The 17649-nt window shown below is 53.9% G+C and carries 16 protein-coding genes; 14 read left to right on the forward strand and 2 right to left on the reverse strand.

Annotation, left to right across the window (positions count from 1 at the left end; all coding sequences use genetic code 11):
* The first annotated feature begins 294 nt into the window (after positions 1-294).
* The 7 genes from MKZ15_RS03585 to MKZ15_RS03615 all read left to right on the forward strand — a co-directional run bounded on the left by MKZ15_RS03585 (position 295) and on the right by MKZ15_RS03615 (position 7811).
* Complete coding sequence (locus MKZ15_RS03585) at positions 295-2265, forward strand: ABC transporter substrate-binding protein (protein ID WP_339819894.1); 1971 nt, start codon at positions 295-297, stop codon at positions 2263-2265.
* A 101-nt stretch (positions 2266-2366) separates the two neighbouring features.
* A complete protein-coding gene (locus tag MKZ15_RS03590; protein WP_193416607.1) occupies positions 2367-3365 on the forward strand; it encodes an ABC transporter permease in 999 nt (332 codons plus the stop codon).
* Positions 3366-3367: 2 nt separating this feature from the next.
* On the forward strand, positions 3368-4531 hold the full coding sequence (locus MKZ15_RS03595) for an ABC transporter permease (RefSeq protein ID WP_193416606.1): 1164 nt from the start codon (positions 3368-3370) through the stop codon (positions 4529-4531).
* Positions 4532-4565: 34 nt separating this feature from the next.
* Positions 4566-5615: an ABC transporter ATP-binding protein gene (locus MKZ15_RS03600; protein ID WP_193416605.1), complete on the forward strand. Its 1050-nt coding sequence runs from the start codon at positions 4566-4568 to the stop codon at positions 5613-5615.
* Positions 5612-6631, forward strand: a complete 1020-nt coding sequence (locus tag MKZ15_RS03605; RefSeq protein ID WP_193416604.1) for an oligopeptide/dipeptide ABC transporter ATP-binding protein — start codon at positions 5612-5614, stop codon at positions 6629-6631. The genes MKZ15_RS03600 and MKZ15_RS03605 overlap by 4 nt, the downstream gene beginning before the upstream one ends.
* Positions 6624-7208: an HAD family hydrolase gene (locus MKZ15_RS03610; protein WP_339819898.1), complete on the forward strand. Its 585-nt coding sequence runs from the start codon at positions 6624-6626 to the stop codon at positions 7206-7208. Before MKZ15_RS03605 ends, MKZ15_RS03610 begins: the two co-directional genes overlap by 8 nt.
* A gap of 81 nt (positions 7209-7289) precedes the next feature.
* The gene (locus tag MKZ15_RS03615) at positions 7290-7811 is read left to right on the forward strand and encodes an MgtC/SapB family protein (protein ID WP_339819900.1); all 522 of its coding nucleotides are present in this window, start codon (positions 7290-7292) and stop codon (positions 7809-7811) included.
* A 110-nt stretch (positions 7812-7921) separates the two neighbouring features.
* Here the strand turns inward: MKZ15_RS03615 and MKZ15_RS03620 are convergent, their stop codons facing one another.
* Positions 7922-9187 (reverse strand): NAD(P)/FAD-dependent oxidoreductase, encoded by a 1266-nt coding sequence (locus tag MKZ15_RS03620; protein WP_193416602.1) that lies wholly within the window; start codon positions 9185-9187, stop codon positions 7922-7924.
* Between the two features lie 129 nt (positions 9188-9316).
* Between MKZ15_RS03620 and MKZ15_RS03625 the strand changes: the two genes are divergently transcribed.
* The 7 genes from MKZ15_RS03625 to MKZ15_RS03655 all read left to right on the forward strand — a co-directional run bounded on the left by MKZ15_RS03625 (position 9317) and on the right by MKZ15_RS03655 (position 16491).
* Positions 9317-11014 carry an ATP-binding protein gene (locus tag MKZ15_RS03625; RefSeq protein WP_339819901.1) on the forward strand — a complete coding sequence of 566 codons (1698 nt, stop codon included), beginning with the start codon at positions 9317-9319 and terminating at the stop codon, positions 11012-11014.
* A 144-nt stretch (positions 11015-11158) separates the two neighbouring features.
* A complete protein-coding gene (locus MKZ15_RS03630; RefSeq protein ID WP_155607246.1) occupies positions 11159-11593 on the forward strand; it encodes a BrxA/BrxB family bacilliredoxin in 435 nt (144 codons plus the stop codon).
* Positions 11594-11731: 138 nt separating this feature from the next.
* Positions 11732-12541 carry an ammonia-dependent NAD(+) synthetase gene (nadE, locus tag MKZ15_RS03635; protein ID WP_193416600.1) on the forward strand — a complete coding sequence of 270 codons (810 nt, stop codon included), beginning with the start codon at positions 11732-11734 and terminating at the stop codon, positions 12539-12541.
* A 334-nt stretch (positions 12542-12875) separates the two neighbouring features.
* Positions 12876-13511 (forward strand): Yip1 family protein, encoded by a 636-nt coding sequence (locus MKZ15_RS03640; RefSeq protein ID WP_155607244.1) that lies wholly within the window; start codon positions 12876-12878, stop codon positions 13509-13511.
* Positions 13512-13541: 30 nt separating this feature from the next.
* Positions 13542-14609: an efflux RND transporter periplasmic adaptor subunit gene (locus tag MKZ15_RS03645; protein WP_155607243.1), complete on the forward strand. Its 1068-nt coding sequence runs from the start codon at positions 13542-13544 to the stop codon at positions 14607-14609.
* Complete coding sequence (locus MKZ15_RS03650; protein WP_155607242.1) at positions 14606-15295, forward strand: ABC transporter ATP-binding protein; 690 nt, start codon at positions 14606-14608, stop codon at positions 15293-15295. The genes MKZ15_RS03645 and MKZ15_RS03650 overlap by 4 nt, the downstream gene beginning before the upstream one ends.
* Positions 15292-16491, forward strand: a complete 1200-nt coding sequence (locus MKZ15_RS03655) for an ABC transporter permease (RefSeq protein WP_155607241.1) — start codon at positions 15292-15294, stop codon at positions 16489-16491. Before MKZ15_RS03650 ends, MKZ15_RS03655 begins: the two co-directional genes overlap by 4 nt.
* Positions 16492-16585: 94 nt before the next feature.
* Here the strand turns inward: MKZ15_RS03655 and MKZ15_RS03660 are convergent, their stop codons facing one another.
* On the reverse strand, positions 16586-17491 hold the full coding sequence (locus tag MKZ15_RS03660) for an AraC family transcriptional regulator (RefSeq protein WP_339819907.1): 906 nt from the start codon (positions 17489-17491) through the stop codon (positions 16586-16588).
* Between the last annotated feature and the right edge of the window lie 158 nt (positions 17492-17649).

Raw genomic sequence — 17649 nt, forward strand, 5'->3', positions numbered from 1 at the left:
GTCGAACCCATCATAATCTCCGCATGAAATGCATCTTGCCAGACATCATTGCCTTTTCCAAACACCGACGCAGTGCGCATCACTTCATTTAGAATCGAATGAATTTTGCTTAAACCATAATGTAAAGCGCTTTCATTAAACGAGGTGAGCAAAGATCCCAATCCAACGGCCCGGATAAGGACCTATTTGAAGCTACTCCTAACAGCTGGGGAGGTGAGGCCGGAGCGCGCGAAGTGTTAAAGTGACAGCAAGAAGGAGCAGGACAGGACGTTAAATCATTAATGGAGGGGTTATATGAAAAAGTCCGGAATGTTGTGGGCACTTCTTTTAACGATAGCTGTCATATTCGCGGGATGCGATGGGAATAACGCGGCGGCGCCCGACACTGCGAAGTCTAACGATTCCCAGAAGGCCGAAGAATCGAAGCCCGTGGCTAGCGGTGTCAGTGCGAACAGTAAGGAAGCTCCCGCGCTCGCTAAACTCGTGGAGGAGGGGAAGCTGCCAAAGCTGGAAGAGCGGATGCCGGCAGCAGGGGACGTTATGGTCGAGCAGGTCGCCCAGGAAATCGGCCAATACGGCGGAGACTGGACGATGGCTTGGACGGGGCCCGGCGACAAATGGGCCGTCGGACAGCCGACGGAGGAAGCCTTGTTCCGCTTCAACGCGGACGGTACTGGGGTTGAGCCAAACGTTGCCAAGAGCTACGAGGTGAATGAGGACTCCACGGTGTTCACGATCCATCTGCGTAAAGGCATGAAATGGTCGGACGGCGTGCCGTTTACGGCCGACGACGTGTTGTTTTATTGGGAGCACATGCTGACCAAGGAAACGTTCGGCAAGAAGATCTATGACGCCTACTATTCGGTTGATCCGATAACGGGTGAGAAAGCGCTGGCCGAAGTGAAGAAGGTTGACGACTATACGTTCACCGTTACGCACAAGTATCCGAGCGTGCAATTCCTCGAGAGGGTCGCGATTGATAATAAGTGGTTCTTCGCGCCGGCGCACTTCCACAAGACAATTCTTCCAGAGTTCGTCGGCGAGGCGAAAACAGCTGAAATTGCCAAGGAATGGGGGTATGAGGATACGAAAGCGTTTCTCGTTGATACCGGTTACTACTACTGGCTGCACCCACAAATTCCAACGCTGCGCGCCTGGGTTGCAAGCACAGATCCGAATAGCGACCAGTTCGTGATGCAGCGCAATCCGTACTACTGGAAAAACGACTCCGAAGGCCATCAACTGCCTTACTTGGATCGCATTGTCGTGACGAAAGTTCAAGATCCGAGCCAAATTCTGCTCGGTACGCTGGCTGGCAACTATAATTTGGCGACTTACGGCGCGAAAGACTTTACGATTCTGAAGGAAAACGAGAAGAAGGGGGACTTCCGCGTCCTGCCGTGGACGCAGCCAAGCTGGACGAGTGCGGGTATCCAGCTGAACCAGACCACGAAAGATCCGAAGCTGCGCCAGCTGTTCCAGGATATCCGCTTCCGCGAGGCGCTCTCGATCGGGGTTGATCGCAACGAGATAACCGAAATCGTGACCAACGGCATCGCCGACCCGGTTCAGGCTTCTGTTCCGGAAGGCGTGTTCGGCTACCAGGAGGGATGGGCACAGAAGTGGGCCGAGTTCGACCCGGACCGCGCGAACCAGTTGCTGGATGAAATCGGCTTGAAACGCGGCAAGGATGGCTTCCGCACGTTCCCGGACGGATCGGATCTTACCTTGACTGATATTGAATCGAGTACGAACGCAGACTCCTTCTTGGAGCTGTTGAAGAAGTATTTCGAAGATATGGGATTGAAGTTTAACGTCAAGGTCGTCGAGTCCGGCGCGTTTACGGATATGAAGTACGCGAATGAAGTCCCCATTAACACCGAAGCGATTTCCGTGGCGAACGTTGCATTCCGTCCGGATACGCTCGTACCGCTGCGCGTTATCACGCCATGGTTCGGACATTACGGTTTGTATACGGAGTCGGGCGGCAAAGAGGGCGTGAAGCCGGAAGGCGATGTCGCCAAAATCCTTGAGCTCTGGTCACAACTGAAAGCCAGCAACTCCAAGGATGAGATCAACCGCATAGCCGGCGAGATCTATAAAGTTCATATGGATAATCAATGGGTGATCGGCTACGCCGGTCCGACGCCGACGCTGGTTGTGGCCAGCAATAAGATGCGGAATGTTCCCGAGAAGGCCGTGTGGGCGGACGAATTCCGTTCCTTAGGTCACGGGCATCCGGCGCAGTTTTATCTGAAGCAGTAACTCGGTAACACAGGGAGGCGGCGGCGGGGAATCCAAGTTTCACGTTGCCGCGTCTCCATGCCGGGAACGCGCGAAATCGCATTGGAGGGGACAGATCACAGATGCTTCAATATATTCTCAAGCGCATTTTATTGGCCATTCCCGTCGTCATCCTGATCTCGTTTATCGTCTTCTATATTATCCAACTGCCTCCCGGGGACTACGTGTCCACCTATGCGGCGCAAATGGCGGCCGCGGGCGACAACATGACGGCGGAGGAAATGGATGAGATGAGAGATAACCTGGGGCTAAGCGGTCCGGTATACGAGCAATATGCGGTCTGGATCAAAAAAATCGTACTGCACGGCGATTTCGGCTTTTCGTTTAGCTACAACAAACCGGTTCTAGATGTTGTCAAGCAGTATATGGGCCTTACGCTCGTCGTCTCGTTCGTTACGTTGTTTTTTCATTATATCGTTGCGATCCCTATCGGTATCTATACCGCCGTGAAGCAGTATTCCGCAGGGGACTATTTCTTCTCGGGAATCAGCTTTATCGGCATGGCGACACCGAACTTCCTGCTGGCTATAATTCTGATGTTCTTCTCCTACAAATGGTTTGGGGACCCGTTGCTGGGACTGTTCTCGCCCGAATATGTCAATGCGCCGTGGTCTATGGATAAAGTCGTCGATTTGATGAAGCACTTAATCATCCCGGTCATCGTTATCGGGATTGCCCATACCGCGGATCTGATCCGCGTCATGAGAGGCCAGATGCTCGACGAACTGAATAAGCCGAATATCGTAACCGCCCGCGCGAAGGGCGTATCGAATCTGAAAATTCTGTTCAAATATCCGACACGCGCTGCCTTAAACCCAATCGTAAGTACGCTCGGCTGGTCGCTGTCTTCCATTTTTACGGGTTCTACCATTACCGCGATCGTACTGAATCTTCCGATCCAAGGGCCGGTTATGTACAATGCCCTGCTGGGCCAAGACATGTACTTAGCCGGATCATGGCTGCTGTTTATGGCGTTGCTCACCGTGCTGGGAACGTTGATCTCGGATATTTTGTTGGCTTGGCTTGATCCAAAAATCCGTACAGAGTTCAGAGGTAACTAACGATGAACACATCGACGATATTTAAGAAGAAAGTTCCGACAACCGCCAAAGTCCCAAGGCCGGGCAAGCAGGACGACAAATCGGACCTGAACTACAGCTCGCAATGGAAGCTGATGTACTTGCGGTTCAAGAGGCACAAGCTGGCACGGGTCAGCCTGGTTATTCTCGGGATCCTGTATATTGTCGCGCTGCTGGCCCAATTCATCGCGCCGTATAGCCTGCAAAGCTATGACAGTAAATACGTTAACGCGCCGCCGACACTGCCGCGCTTCGTTGACGCCGAGGGGAAATTCCATCTTCGTCCCTTTGTCTATGAATTAAAATCCGAGCGTGATCCCGAGACGATGCGCAAAATATTCGTCAATAACGAGGAGAAGAGATATCCGCTGCAATTGTTTGTCAAAGGAGAGGAATATAAATTTCTCGGCTTGTTCCGCACCGACGTCCACCTGCTGGGGGTCGAGCAGCCGGGCCGGATTTTCATGCTCGGAACGGACGGTATGGGCCGGGATTTATTCTCCCGCATTGTGCTTGGCAGTCAAATCTCGCTGTCGATCCCGCTGGTCGGGGTAGGCATCAGCTTCGTAATCGGCCTCATTCTCGGCGGAATCTCCGGCTACTTCGGTGGCTGGATTGATTCGCTTATCCAACGGATCATCGAGATTATCCGCTCGTTCCCGACGCTTCCGTTGTGGATGGCGTTATCGGCAGCGATACCGCCGCGCATTCCGGTCGTCACGATGTATCTCTACATCGTGATCATCTTCGCGCTGATCGGTTGGACCGATCTGGCGCGTGTCGTCCGAGGCAAGTTCATCTCGTTGAAAAATGAAGACTACGTCGTCGCAGCCAAAATCGCCGGGGTCAGCGATACGAAAATTATTATTAAGCATCTGCTGCCGGGCTTCATCAGCTACCTTGTCGTCGCGACGACGCTGGCGATTCCCGGCATGATTCTCTCCGAAACGGCGATGAGCTTCCTGGGCCTTGGCATCCGTTCCCCTGCCACAAGTTGGGGCGTGTTGCTGCAGGAAGCCCAGCAGATTGAGAACGTCGCCCTGTATCCGTGGAAGCTGTTCCCGCTTGGCATCGTCATTCTGACCGTGCTGACCTACAACTTCCTGGGCGACGGGATGCGCGATGCCGCCGATCCGTATAAGAAATGATTCAACGATACTTTGAAGCGAGCGAGGGGACCGTATGACGACGCAACCATTAGCAACCGAGCAGCCTCTGCTCTCGGTCCGAAATCTGAAGATCCGTATCCAGCTGGACAACGGCATCATGAATGCTGTGGATGGGGTCGATTTTGACATACGTAAAGGGAAGACGCTGGGGCTCGTTGGTGAGTCCGGCTGCGGCAAAAGCTTAACCAGCCGATCACTCCTCCACCTCAATCCGAAGGAGTGCGAGACGTCGGGCTCGATTGTTTATCGCCCTTCCGACGGCAAGGGGGCGAAGGAGATGGACATGGACATTCTCTCCTTAGAACCCAACGGGAAGGCGATCCGCTCCATTCGCGGCCGGAGAATCTCCATGATCTTTCAGGAGCCGATGACGGCGTTCTCTCCGATGTATACGATCGGCAACCAGATCGTGGAGGCCATTCGCATCCACCGAACGAAGGACAAGAAGGAAGCCAAAAACATTGCGCTCGAGATGTTATCCAAGGTCGGCATTTCGGACGAGGAGAAGCGGTATGATCAATATCCGCATGAGTTCTCCGGGGGGATGCGGCAGCGCGCGATGATATCGATGGCGTTGTCATGTAATCCCGAGCTTTTAATCGCCGACGAGCCGACAACAGCGTTAGATGTGACGATTCAGGCGCAGGTGCTTGAACTGATGCGCGCGCTTCAGCAGGAGTTCGGCATGTCGATTCTGCTGGTTACGCACGATCTTGGCATTATCGCGCAGATGTGTGACGAGGTTGCGGTCATGTACCTGGGCAAAATCGTTGAGCAGGCGCCGGTGAAGGAATTGTTCCGCAATCCGAAACATCCTTACACCAAAGGCCTGATGAGATCGATGCCGCGGCTTGGAGGCGGCAAGGATAAGCGGCTGGAGTCCATCGAAGGCTCGGTGCCGATGGCGATCGACATGCCGCCGATGTGCGGCTTCTATGAACGCTGTAAGGACCGCATCGAAGGGGTGTGTAATGCGTCTGCCGTTCCGATGACCTCGATTTCCGAGGATCATACCGTCAGATGCTTCCTGTATTCGGAGTCGGAAGGAGGCGAATCGCCATGACGAACGCCATGCTCGACGTCGTCGAGTTGAACAAGGAATTTCAGGTGAAGCCGAAGTCGGCGAAGTTATTCGCTAAGCCAACGAAGGTCCAGGTGTTAAGCGATATTTCGTTCGAGTTGTACGAAGGAGAGACGCTAAGTATCGTTGGGGAATCCGGCTGCGGCAAGACGACGCTTGGCCGTTGTCTGGTCAAAGGCATCCCCGCCACCACAGGGCAAGTCATCTATCGCACCGAGGAGGATGAACAAGTTGACTTTCTGAAGTTGAAGGGAAAAGAGGCTAAGCGGCTGCGCAGAGATATTCAGATGATTTTCCAGGACCCTTACTCGTCTCTTAGCCCGCGCATGAGCGTATTCGATATTATTTCGGAGCCGCTCGTCGCCAACTTCAAGCTGAGCCGGGCGGAGGTCGAAGAGAAAGTGAAGGATATCGCGGAAAAAGCCGGCCTCAACGTCAGTTATCTGCGCCGTTATCCACATGCGTTCTCCGGCGGCCAGCGGCAGCGGATCGCGATCGCCCGCGCCCTGATCATGAAGCCGCGGTTGATCGTCTGCGATGAGGCGGTGTCCGCGTTGGACGTGTCCATTCAAGCGCAGATTATTAATCTGCTCAAAGATTTGCAGGAGCAGTTTAAGATCACATATCTATTTATTTCTCACGACTTGTCTATTGTGCAGAACATTTCAGACCGCGTCGCCGTCATGCATTTAGGACGTATTGTCGAGCTGGCGCCAACGAAGGCGTTGTTCGCAGGTCCAAAGCATCCGTACACGGAGGCGCTCATGTCAGCCGTGCCGCAGCCCGATCCGGAAGCGGACCATAGCCGTATCATTCTGGAAGGCGAGGTGCCGAACCCGGCCCATCCGCCGAGCGGCTGCCACTTCCATCCGCGTTGTGCCTACCGCACCGAGAAATGTGCGCAGCAATCGCCGGAGTTGCGGGAAATCGCAGACGGCCATTCCGTGGCCTGCCATTATGCGGAACAATTAAACTTAAGAGGTGTACGCCATGATTGAACGTGCCCCAGCCAATCCGAATCCGAGAAAGTTGATTATCTTCCTGGATTGCGGAGATACGATTATTGATGAAAGCACCGAGACAAGGGACGAGGAGGGCATCGTGCTTGACGGCCGTGTCATTCCCGGCGCGGACGTGATGGTAAAGACGTTGGCGGAGCGGGGATTCCGGCTGGCGATAGTGGCCGACGGCGCAGCGCAATCGTTCAAAAACCTGTTGATCCGAAACGGTCTTTATGAATGCTTCGAGACGCTCATCTACTCCGAGAACATCCGTGCAACGAAGCCGAACCCGCGGATGTTCAAGGCGGCCATGGGCGCCATGGAACTGGATGAAACCGACATTACCAGAATGATTATGGTTGGCAACAACCTGAGCCGCGACGCCAAGGGAGCGAATGCGCTTGGCATCACCAGTGTGTTCCTGAGCTGGACGCCGCGGTATCCGAAGACGCCGGCAGACGATTCGGAGATCCCGCGGTATACGATTGGAACCCCGCTGGAGCTGATCGAGTTAGCGGAAAGGTTGGATGCGAACTTGTCCGAGAAAGGGAATGACGGCGAAGGGAGAGAGTGACGTAGCGCTTATGACCCAAGTTGACAACACTGCGGTGCGGCTGGCGGGCGAACCGAAGGGCTTGCCGATTGGAGGAGGGCGATGATGCGCGGGACGGAGATGCAGATGCTGGCGTTCTTTTCCGCGTATGAAATCTATTTCCGAGTGTTGATCAGCGCTCTGCTCGGACTCGTGATCGGCTTCGACCGCACGCATAAGAACAAGCCGGCGGGCGTAAAGACGTATACGTTCGTCACGCTCGCATCGGCGCTTATCACGATTGTTTCGATCGAAAGCGCCGTGCGATACGGTCATTTGCACGACCGAACGATGATGGACCCGATGCGACTTACGGCGCAAATCGTCAGCGGACTTGGCTTTCTCGGGGCAGGCCTCATTATGAAAGCCGGATTCGAGGTAAAGGGACTGACGTCCGCGGCGATGATCCTATTTGCAGGGGGCGTGGGCATCGGCGTTGGAGCCGGCTTCTACGGTATCGTGTTATTCACATTGGTGATCGCCTTTGTATTTGTACGCTTCGGCAGCTGGATCGAGCGACGGGAGCACGATCGACTAGAGGCGGACAAGTGCGACATGGATGATCATACGGATCATTCGGCTTGATAGACATCGCTAGAGAACGGGAGGAATAACCTTGGCGGCATTCGCCGCCCTGCAACGGGACGAAGCGAGCTCGAGCTCCGCGGCGTCCCTTTTGTCGTTCCGCTCGGTGGTCATCCAGCAGTTAGCGCTGCGCTGCTGCCCGCGGTGTAACCCGTTGAGAAGGCAGCAGTAATGTTATACCCGCCGGTATAACCGTGGATATCCAGAATTTCGCCGCAGAAATACAGTCCCTGCATCAGCTTTGATTGCATCGTTTTGGGATCGATTTCCTTTAAATTCACCCCGCCGCCCGTTACGAATGCTTCTTCAATGGATAACGTGCCATACACCCGAATCGGGAAACGTTTCATGAACTGGGCGAGTTGCAGCCACCTTTGCTTCGGAATGTGATCGTACGTCAGGTGGGGATCTAATTCAGCTTTCTGAAGGAGGAGTGGAATTACTTTTTCAGGCAAATAAGCTTTTAATGCGTTCTTGATCGACTTTTTAGATTCTTGTTCGGTAAGCTTCAGGGTTTCATGATAGATTTCATCCAGGCTCTTATCCGGGGCGAAATCGACGGATACTTCCACATTGCCCGTCCCAAACTGCTTCAAAGCTTTGACGACGAACTGACTGCACCGTAAAGCAATCGGTCCTGAAATCCCGAAGTGTGTGAACAGCATGTCACCTTGATGCTCGATCAACCTTTTCCCCTTGGGACTCCATACGGAAAGGGAAACGTTTCTCAAGGAGAGCCCCTGCAATTCCTTGCTTTGAATGAAGGGCTCGTTAGAGGTCAATGGAACTTCTGTTGGGAAGAGTTCCGTTATCGAGTGTCCGGCGCGTTCGGCCCAAGCATATCCGTCACCCGTTGAACCTGTATGAGGTACGGATCTTCCCCCAACAGCGACAATCACCGCCGAGCTCTCTAACACTTCCCCTGTTTTCAGCCTGACGCCGACGGTTCGACCATTATCATAGAGCACTTCCTCTACGGGGCTGTTTACTCTGATTTCGACACCTTGGGAGCGCACTTTGCTGATCAGTGCATCTACCACGGTCTTGGCTTTATCAGAAACAGGGAACATGCGCCCGTTGTCCTCTTCTTTCAGCTTGATCCCTAAATCTTCAAAGAACGCCACAATGTCTTGATTGCTGAAGGTGGTTAGAGCGCTGTAAAGGAAACGCCCATTGCCGGGAATAAACTTGATCAGTTCATCGAGCTCTTTCGCGTTGGTGACATTACATCTTCCGCCGCCAGATATGCCCAATTTTCGCCCCAGCTTGTCTCCTTTGTCCACAAGAAGCACTTTGGCACCTTGCTTGCTTGCGGCAATGGCAGCCATCAGCCCGGAGGGGCCGCCGCCGATGACGATTACGTCTACATTTTTCATGTTCGTATCCTCTCTATTTGTACTTTCTTACTATTTTCTAAACTATGCATTATTGTAAAACTTTGTCGGCTATGATTTAATCGAAACTAGAGTTGTATTCTTGTATTCTTCCGCCTGAGGAGGGAGAACGTGGATGCTGTAAAAGAGATCCTGCTTCAAGTGTTGATTGCCAGCTTGCCGGCCTTTCTGTTTCCATTGACGTTTGAGAAACGGAATTGCTACTGGCAGCACAACAACCGTACTGCCAAGGGGCAACCCTTCGCCATAGGCTTAACGTATACCTGCTTGTGCAGCACGCTGCTCTGCGATATCTTCGCCTCGCGGATAGAGGACGTTATTCCGCTGAATTTTGGAATTTTACCCCTGTTTGCCCTGATGCTGTATGGCAGGTTTCGGGACGGGGTCGCATTGGCTCTGATGCAGATCATACTCTATCCACTGTTTGCAGTAAATTACACCCTTGTTGGGTTTATCATGGAGACGGGATTACTCTTGTATCCCTTTGTTCTACTCACTTCCCGCTATTTCAAAAGGACCGGCCGACAGAGTAAAGTGGCTATTCTTTCCCTCTTCTTTATGGGCGGGGAGACGATGATCGCGTTGTCTCCATTTTTGGCCGGAAACATGTCGTTTAATTCCGATCTTGGCGCGTTATCCAATTGGCTCGTCAATGTGCTGGTGACGATGCTGGTCGGTAGCTTGTTCGTTTACATGATTGAAAGCACGATGGAGAAGGAAAAGCTCCGCGGCCAAGTGATGCAGCTGTCGCGCGAATACTTCCGGGAAGCGGAGAAGCTGCAGCAGATGATGGACGCCGCACCGCTGGGCATCGTGTTGCTGGATCAACAAGGCAATATTATATCGATAAACGACACGTTTCTCCAGTTATACCGGACGTACCGCGAGGAGTCGGAGGAGCTGCGACGCGAGGATTTGCTGCTGCGCAAGCTGAATGACGTGCTCAGCGGCGTCCCGATCGAGTCGATCGCCTCCAGGGTCGAGCAGTCGCTTGAAGGCCAAATCAAGATGACCGATTTGATCAAAGCGAACGATCATATTTATTTTACCAGTACTTCGCCGATTCAAAAAAGCCATTCCAAAGAAGTCATCGGCGCGGTGGCCATCGTTCAGGATATCACCGAATTGGAAACGCTTCGAATGGAGCTGAACCATGTGGAACGGCTTAGCCTGGTCGGTCAAATGGCCGCCGGCATAACTCACGAAATCCGCAATCCAATGGCAGTGGTCCGGGGATTCCTGCAGCTAATGCGGGAGAAGAGCCCTCCGACGTTGGACCATTACTACCGGATTGTGATGGAGGAACTGGACCGGGCGAACGGCATCATCAATGACTTTCTTTCCCTTGCGCAGAATCGTCCGGTCGAAAGCGAGAAATGCCACCTCCACGACATCATCAAGGAATTGACGCCGCTGCTCTGGGCGGACGCAAACCTTCGCGGGCAAACGATCGAAGTCAAATTGGATGATTCCCTGCCGCCCTTGCTGCTGAACGCCAAGGAGATCAAACAGCTGATCTTGAACCTATCGCGCAACGCGATGGAAGCGATGGAGGAGAAGGGGCAACTGACGCTCGAGACCAGGGTGGCCGATCAAGGCGCGCTATTGCTTGTCAGCGATACAGGACCGGGGATTCCTCCCGGGCAGCGGGAGAAGCTGTTCGAGCCCTTTTTCACCACGAAAGCGAAGGGCACAGGACTCGGGCTGGCTTTATGTCTCAGTATCATTGAACGCCACGGTGGCAAAATCAGCGTTGATTCGGCGGAAGGGCAAGGCACGACGTTTACGGTATTCTTCCCGCTCTTGTAAGCCCGAATGGGTTGTGGGGAGCGATAGGGGAGAGTTGCTTTCCTTCCTTATGAATGTATAATAAAATTAATCTGGCTAGGAGCGACGCATGGCGCGGCGCTTGGGTAACAAGCCATTTCATTATTGCATAAGGAGTGATAGGTAATGTCGATGTCATTTGACCAATATATGCGAGACATGGTGCAACCGATGAGAGACGAATTGACCGTGCTGGGCGTTCAAGAGTTGCGCTTGCCGGACGAAGTCGAGGAGAAGTTGCCAAACGCGAAGGGAACGACACTGGTCGTTGTTAATTCCGTTTGCGGTTGCGCGGCGGGGCAATGCCGTCCTGGCGTTGCGAAGGCGCTGCAGCACGATCTGACGCCGGATCACTTGTTCACCGTATTCGCCGGACAAGACAAGGAAGCAACGGCAAAAGCACGCGAATATTTCGCGCCGTATCCGCCTTCTTCGCCTTCGATCGCTTTGATGAAGGACGGAGAGCTTGTCCATTTCATCGAGCGCCACCAAATTGAAGATCGTTCGGCTGAGGAAATCGCCGCCGATCTGACCAGCGCGTTCGACCGGTTCTGCCGGTAAGCAGATCCTGGCGGCGGCCGAACCGCCAGCCGCTTTCGCCCCGCCATCCGGATTGTCCGGATGGGCCCGGGGCGTTTTTAGATTTGGGGAATGCGACTTACATAGGGTGTAATATTAAGGATGTGGAGGGATTTAAGAATGAGCTTGCAACAGGAAATCATTAAACGGTTGGGCGTAAAGCCTGTCATCGACGTGGAGGAGGAAATTCGCCGTCGCGTTGACTTCTTGAAGGAGCATGTCAAAGCTGCGCGCACGACCGGCCTCTTAATTGCCATTAGCGGCGGGATCGACAGCGCCGTGGCGACCGGCTTATGCAAAAGGGCGACAGACGAGCTGACGCAGGAAACCGGCCAACCGTATATGACGTTGGGCGTATTCCAGCCCTACGGGGAGCAGGAGGATATCGATCACAGCTACGAGGTGGCCAAGGCGTTTGGACTTGAACATACGGCGGAGACGAACATTGAGGAAGCCGTAGACGAAATGGCCCTCGAAGTCGAGCACAGTTTTAGAAAAATCGGCAAATCCCGTCACCTGAGCCCGCAAGGCAAAGGCAACATCAAGGCGCGGACGCGGATGGTTATGCAGTATGCGCTGGCATTCGAGCTTAACCTGCTTGTCGTTGGCACCGACCATGCTTCCGAGGCGATTACCGGCTTTTACACCAAATGGGGCGACGGGGCCGTTGACATCACACCGCTTAGCTCGCTGAACAAACGTCAGGTTCGCCAGCTTGCCGCCCGCCTCGGCGTGCCGCAAAGCGTCATTGATAAGGCACCAACCGCCGGCCTTTGGGAAGGGCAAACGGACGAGAAAGAGCTCGGAATCAGCTACGATGACAACAGCGATTATCTCGAAGGCAAGCCGGTGGATCCGGCGGTCCAAGAGCGGCTGGAGTCGTTCTATCGGAAGACGGAGCACAAGCGCAGCCCGATCCCGGGTATCTGAATACAAGAGGCGCCGGCAGAAGAAGGCCGGAGGCCAAACATCGGTATCACCACTACGCGAGCCTGGGCGCTATGCCCGGAGGCTCGCGTTTTTTTGTCTTGTGGACTTGGACTTAAGTCCAGGACAAATCCCGGACCGCGGCCTGTGGCGTTGTTAGGAGAAAACGCTATAATGCAGGGAGACATTACGAAGCGGCTTGCGTGGACTCGCGGATGGAACGGCCTATGAATCTCTTTACGACTTTGTCCGTATATATAACATGATCCATGTTATAGTCTTTATTTGGAAGTGGTATAGGATGGAGTTAAGTTGGGAGATTTGAGGAGGGGTTTCATTGAAAAACGTATTCACGATTTTTACGGCACCGGAAGAAACGTTTAAACGGGTGCGGGAGAGTAAGACGGCTTGGTTGTTCGCGCTTGCGGTGCTGCTGGTTGTCTCCGTTGTGGTGATCTACATGCAGATGCCGACGCTGGAGAAGGAGTTTCAACGGCAGTTCCAGAACCAACAAATCGACGCAGGCATGCAACAAACGTTTATGGCCACGGCGAAAACGACCGCTTACATCATGGGCGCGATCATGCCGGTGATCATGTTGTTCGTGACAGGTCTGCTGCTGATGCTGCTGAATCTGGTGGTTCGCGGGGAAGGCAAATACATGCAGTTTGTATCCATCGCTGCATTTGCAGCCCTGCCGGGCATCGTAGGCAGCTTGATTACGGGGATAATGGTCATGACGATGGACGTTCAATCGGCTACGGACGTTTCGCTTAGCTTAGGGGCCTTTGTCGCCGATAAGTCCAGCCAGATGTATCGCTTACTGTCCTTGATCAATCCGTTCTCCATTTGGAGCCTTGTGTTGTACATTATCGGCTCCTCGGTAATTATGAACCGGCCGCGCAAAACGGTGGCCACCTGGATTATTGCAGCTTGGGTTGTCATTTCGCTGGGCTCTCTGCTGCTGAGTTAAGTCCGCAATTATACATAAATAGGATAGGTGATGGACTTGTTCAAGAAGAAATGGTTTTGGGGTGCCGTCGTAGGATTGGCCGTCGTCGCGTTGGTGATCACCAATATGGTGGGGCTCAATCGGGCGGCCGAGGTGAAGACCGCAGAAGTAACGATGGGGAAGATCGTCGAGCAGATCTTTACGAATGGCAAGCTGGAGCCGGGACAGACGACGGCAGTATATGCGCCGGCTAGCGGCGTAGTGGGAGCTTTGAAGGTCAAGCAGGGCGATGCGGTCAAGAAGGGACAGATTCTATTAACGCTTAGTATGGAGCAGGTCAAGGACCAGCTAGAGAAGGAGCAAATTAATCTGCAATTGACCGAAGCAGAGCGGCTGGCGGCTAAGAAGCAGCATTTTGAAAGCTTCAAGCAGGCGTTTACCGAAAACCCCGACCAGGAGCCGAAGGAGCTGGACCTCACTGCCTATGATTTACGTATCCGATCCAGTCAGTTAACGATCGAATCCCTGGAGAAGCAGCTCGCAAACCAGCAGGTGCTGGCTCCTGCGGACGGCGTGGTTACCTCTCTAACAGCGAACGCAGGACAAATGCTTGCCGAAGGCGGAGAAATCGCGAAGATTGCTGATGTGAGCAGTCTGAAGGTAACGGCATACCTGAACGAGTTGGATGCAGGGAAAGCGGCGCAAGGGATGAAGACCGTCGTTACCGGCGAGGCCTTCACGGACAGTTATGACGGCACGATCTCTTACCTGGCTCCAACGGCAGGGCTGTCCGATCCGACATCCAAGGATACATCCGTGGAAATGAAGGTCAGCCTGGATCAGGTATCGCCGGAGCTTCGTCCAGGTTATAACGTGACGGTCGAAATGGAGATTCCCGACAAGGAACGGTTGCTCGCGCCGATCGACGCGGTTCAGTACGACGGTGAGCAGGCGTACGTCTTTAAGGTCCAGGACGGGGTTGCCGTTAAGGCACTTGTCACAACGGGCAAGGAAGGCGAAGAACAAATCGAGCTGCTCACAGGGGTGACCGCGGGTGACCTCGTGGTTGTCGAAGGCGGCGACAAACTGCAGGACGGCGCTAAGGTGAAGGTTCGATGATTACGCTGGAAGGAATCACCAAGGTATATAAAAACGGTCCTCTCGAGGTGCAGGCCTTGATGCCGCTCGACTTGAATATCGAAAAAGGCGAGTTCGTAGCGATCATGGGCTCGTCGGGCTCCGGCAAGTCGACGCTGATGAACATTATCGGCTGCCTCGATATCCCGACCGCCGGTAGCTATGAGCTGGATGGAGATCCGGTGCAGTCCCTGAGCGAGGAGGAACTGTCCCGGGTGCGAAACCGTAAAATCGGTTTTGTCTTCCAAAGCTTTAATCTGCTGGGCCGACAAACCGTCTTGCAGAACGTCACGCTACCGATGATGTATGCCGGCATTTCCCGGGAGAAGCGCAACGAACGGGCGCTTGAGCTGCTGGGCAGGGTTGGACTAGCCGAACGGGTCAAGCATCGTCCGAATGAGCTCTCCGGGGGGCAGAAGCAGCGGGTCGCGATCGCCCGGGCACTAACGATGAACGCGCCAATCCTGTTAGCCGACGAGCCAACAGGAAACTTGGATACGAAATCGTCCTCTGAAATCATGGAGTTGTTCAAAGAAATTCATGCCGATGGCACGACGATTGTGCTCGTTACCCACGAGCCGGATATCGCCGAGCATGCCGACCGAATCATTACGTTTGGGGACGGCCGGATCTTAAGCGACAAGCGTAAAGGAAGTGTTAGCCTATGAGCATTTGGGAGAGTATCCTCGTTGCCCTGGACAATCTCCGAATGAACAAGCTGCGTTCCTTCCTGACGATGATCGGCATCGTCTTTGGCGTCGCCGCGGTGGTTACGGTCGTGTCCATCGGGCAAGCCGGCCAAAGCTCGATTATGTCCGAAATGTCGAATTACGAAGATGGATATTTCCTGATTTATCCGAACTATAACAACGGAGAACCCGATGACAATACCTATTTCCGGCAGCGGGAATTAGCTGAAATCCGTAAGCTTCCGGGGGTGCGTTACGTTTCTGCGTCGTCGTCCTACGGCATGACGAGCAAATTTAAGAAGGACGATTTGCAATTCAGCGTGACCGGAACGACTTCGGAATCGCCGAAGCTGCAAAAAATCGATATGGTGGCAGGGCGCTTTTTCAATTCTCAGGAGGAACGGGCGCGTCAAAAAACCATTGTGGTCGAGGCCAAATATGCAGATAAAGTATTTGGGTCTGCGCAAGGGGCAATCGGCCGGAAGATCCAGTTATCCGGGGGACTGTTCCGGATCGTTGGGGTGTATAAGGTGCAGGAGAGCCTCATGAGCGGGATGGGCGGAGAGCGTTATTCCGCTTACGCACCCATTACCGCCATGCCTACGGACGGGGAAGGGCCAAGTGACCGGCTAGGCATGATCGAAGTCCTGCCCACTTCGCCGGAGAGAATGGACGAAACGGTGGAGTCGATCAAATCCTGGTTGGCGGATCGGAAGAACGTGAGCAAGGACGCATATGTCTCGGAATCGGCAAAAGATGCCGAGCAAATGATCAAAAGCACGTTCTCCATCCTGCAGACGATTATCGGCTCCATCGCCGGCATTTCCCTGTTGGTCGGGGGGATCGGGGTCATGAACATTATGCTGGTCTCCGTGACGGAGCGGACCCGGGAAATAGGGATCCGTAAAGCGATCGGCGCAACGCCAGGGACCATCATGCTTCAGTTCATGATTGAAGCGGTGATTCTCTCGTTCTTTGGCGGGACGCTCGGTGCGTTGCTCGGTTTATTGGCGGCCTGGGTGTTTGCATTGATTTCGGGTTGGCCGTTTGTCGTCTCGGTTTGGGCGATTTTGCTGGCTTTCGGATTTTCGGCCGCGGTGGGTATTTTCTTCGGGTTGTATCCGGCGAACAAAGCGTCTAAGCTGCATCCGATCGAATCGCTGCGGTACGAGTAGCCCTATTTATATAGTGAAACAACCCGGTCCTCCGTACGGAGGAATCGGGTTGTTTTGTTTGTGCGGGCTGCTGGGCCTGACAGATAAGCCGGGATTAGGCTTTCGCGCCAGCCGGTTGAACTGGAATGTAAATGTCGATCTGTTTGCCTTCCTTCGGCCAGCAGCGTTCGTCGTACCATTCGAAGTCGGGTGCGGCCACTTGCTCGTATCCGGATGACGGGAACCAGTTGGTGAAGATCTCGTCCCAGGTTTGCTGGATGGATGAGGTGAAGTCAGCTTCGCCGGCTGGCGGAGTGGTGAAGATGGCATAGGTGGCCGGCGGGATTCGAAACTCGGTTAGGCCTTCTTGAACCTCAGCCGTTTCGTCGACCTCAAAGCCGATGATATAACGGAACGTGCCGTCTTCGTCCACGGTGGTGCAGACGCCCAACTCGACGTTGGGGTGAAGCTTGCCGGGCACGCGAGAGGCCCATTGTTCGCGCATGTATTTTTGCCAGAAAGCCGGGATGTCTTTGTGATTTTCCCCTTCTACAGTAGACGTTTGCAGCGAAAATCCCAGGATACGTAGGGACGGAACTTGCTCGATACGGTATTGCATGTCATAATCTCCCCAATCGTAAGAAATTTGGGCAACGAAGTCTCGAAGCGGGTTGGCCCTAGGCACCAGGTAAGGCGGGCAGCCGCGGCGGCGGCATTCCGTCGGCAAGATCCCGTACATTTTCCGGAAGGCTCGGGTGAAAGCTTCGTGGGAGCTGAAGCCGCAATGCAGCGCAATATCGAGTACCTTCATGTCGGAATGGGCCAGGAGCTCGGCCGCTTGGGATAGTCTTCGCTTTCGGACGTAAGAGGTCATCGTATCCCCAACGAAGTAGAGGAACGTGCGATGGAAATGGTATTCGGAGTAAAACATCGCCTTGGCCACTTCGGCTAACGTAAGCTCCTCGCCCAGCCGCGCTTCGATATATTCGATGCTTTGTTGAATGATGCGGATTTGGTTCATAACTTCCTCCAGACCGGTCTATGCCTATAGTATAGCTGATAGATGGATGCTCTTCTTGATCAATCTTGCGGTTGGTGTGAAAGGGATCAATTCCGTTCTCACCAAGACTCGCACCGCTGCGGGTTCCCTGATACAATGGGGGAAGCGGCCGTCTACGG

It is taken from the genome of Paenibacillus sp. FSL R7-0216 (assembly GCF_037969915.1).
In the GTDB taxonomy this organism is placed as follows: domain Bacteria; phylum Bacillota; class Bacilli; order Paenibacillales; family Paenibacillaceae; genus Fontibacillus; species Fontibacillus rhizolycopersici.

What these genes read in the sequence shown, in the direction of transcription:
- MKZ15_RS03620 (WP_193416602.1), bottom strand. Translation starts at nt 9,187, where the DNA reads ATGAAAAATGTAGACGTAATCGTCATCGGCGGCGGCCCCTCCGGGCTG.
- MKZ15_RS03600 (WP_193416605.1), top strand. Translation starts at nt 4,566, where the DNA reads ATGACGACGCAACCATTAGCAACCGAGCAGCCTCTGCTCTCGGTCCGA.
- MKZ15_RS03595 (WP_193416606.1), top strand. Translation starts at nt 3,368, where the DNA reads ATGAACACATCGACGATATTTAAGAAGAAAGTTCCGACAACCGCCAAA.
- nadE (WP_193416600.1), top strand. Translation starts at nt 11,732, where the DNA reads ATGAGCTTGCAACAGGAAATCATTAAACGGTTGGGCGTAAAGCCTGTC.
- MKZ15_RS03615 (WP_339819900.1), top strand. Translation starts at nt 7,290, where the DNA reads ATGATGCGCGGGACGGAGATGCAGATGCTGGCGTTCTTTTCCGCGTAT.
- MKZ15_RS03660 (WP_339819907.1), bottom strand. Translation starts at nt 17,491, where the DNA reads ATGAACCAAATCCGCATCATTCAACAAAGCATCGAATATATCGAAGCG.
- MKZ15_RS03605 (WP_193416604.1), top strand. Translation starts at nt 5,612, where the DNA reads ATGACGAACGCCATGCTCGACGTCGTCGAGTTGAACAAGGAATTTCAG.
- MKZ15_RS03645 (WP_155607243.1), top strand. Translation starts at nt 13,542, where the DNA reads ATGGACTTGTTCAAGAAGAAATGGTTTTGGGGTGCCGTCGTAGGATTG.
- MKZ15_RS03650 (WP_155607242.1), top strand. Translation starts at nt 14,606, where the DNA reads ATGATTACGCTGGAAGGAATCACCAAGGTATATAAAAACGGTCCTCTC.
- MKZ15_RS03655 (WP_155607241.1), top strand. Translation starts at nt 15,292, where the DNA reads ATGAGCATTTGGGAGAGTATCCTCGTTGCCCTGGACAATCTCCGAATG.
- MKZ15_RS03630 (WP_155607246.1), top strand. Translation starts at nt 11,159, where the DNA reads ATGTCGATGTCATTTGACCAATATATGCGAGACATGGTGCAACCGATG.
- MKZ15_RS03610 (WP_339819898.1), top strand. Translation starts at nt 6,624, where the DNA reads ATGATTGAACGTGCCCCAGCCAATCCGAATCCGAGAAAGTTGATTATC.
- MKZ15_RS03590 (WP_193416607.1), top strand. Translation starts at nt 2,367, where the DNA reads ATGCTTCAATATATTCTCAAGCGCATTTTATTGGCCATTCCCGTCGTC.
- MKZ15_RS03585 (WP_339819894.1), top strand. Translation starts at nt 295, where the DNA reads ATGAAAAAGTCCGGAATGTTGTGGGCACTTCTTTTAACGATAGCTGTC.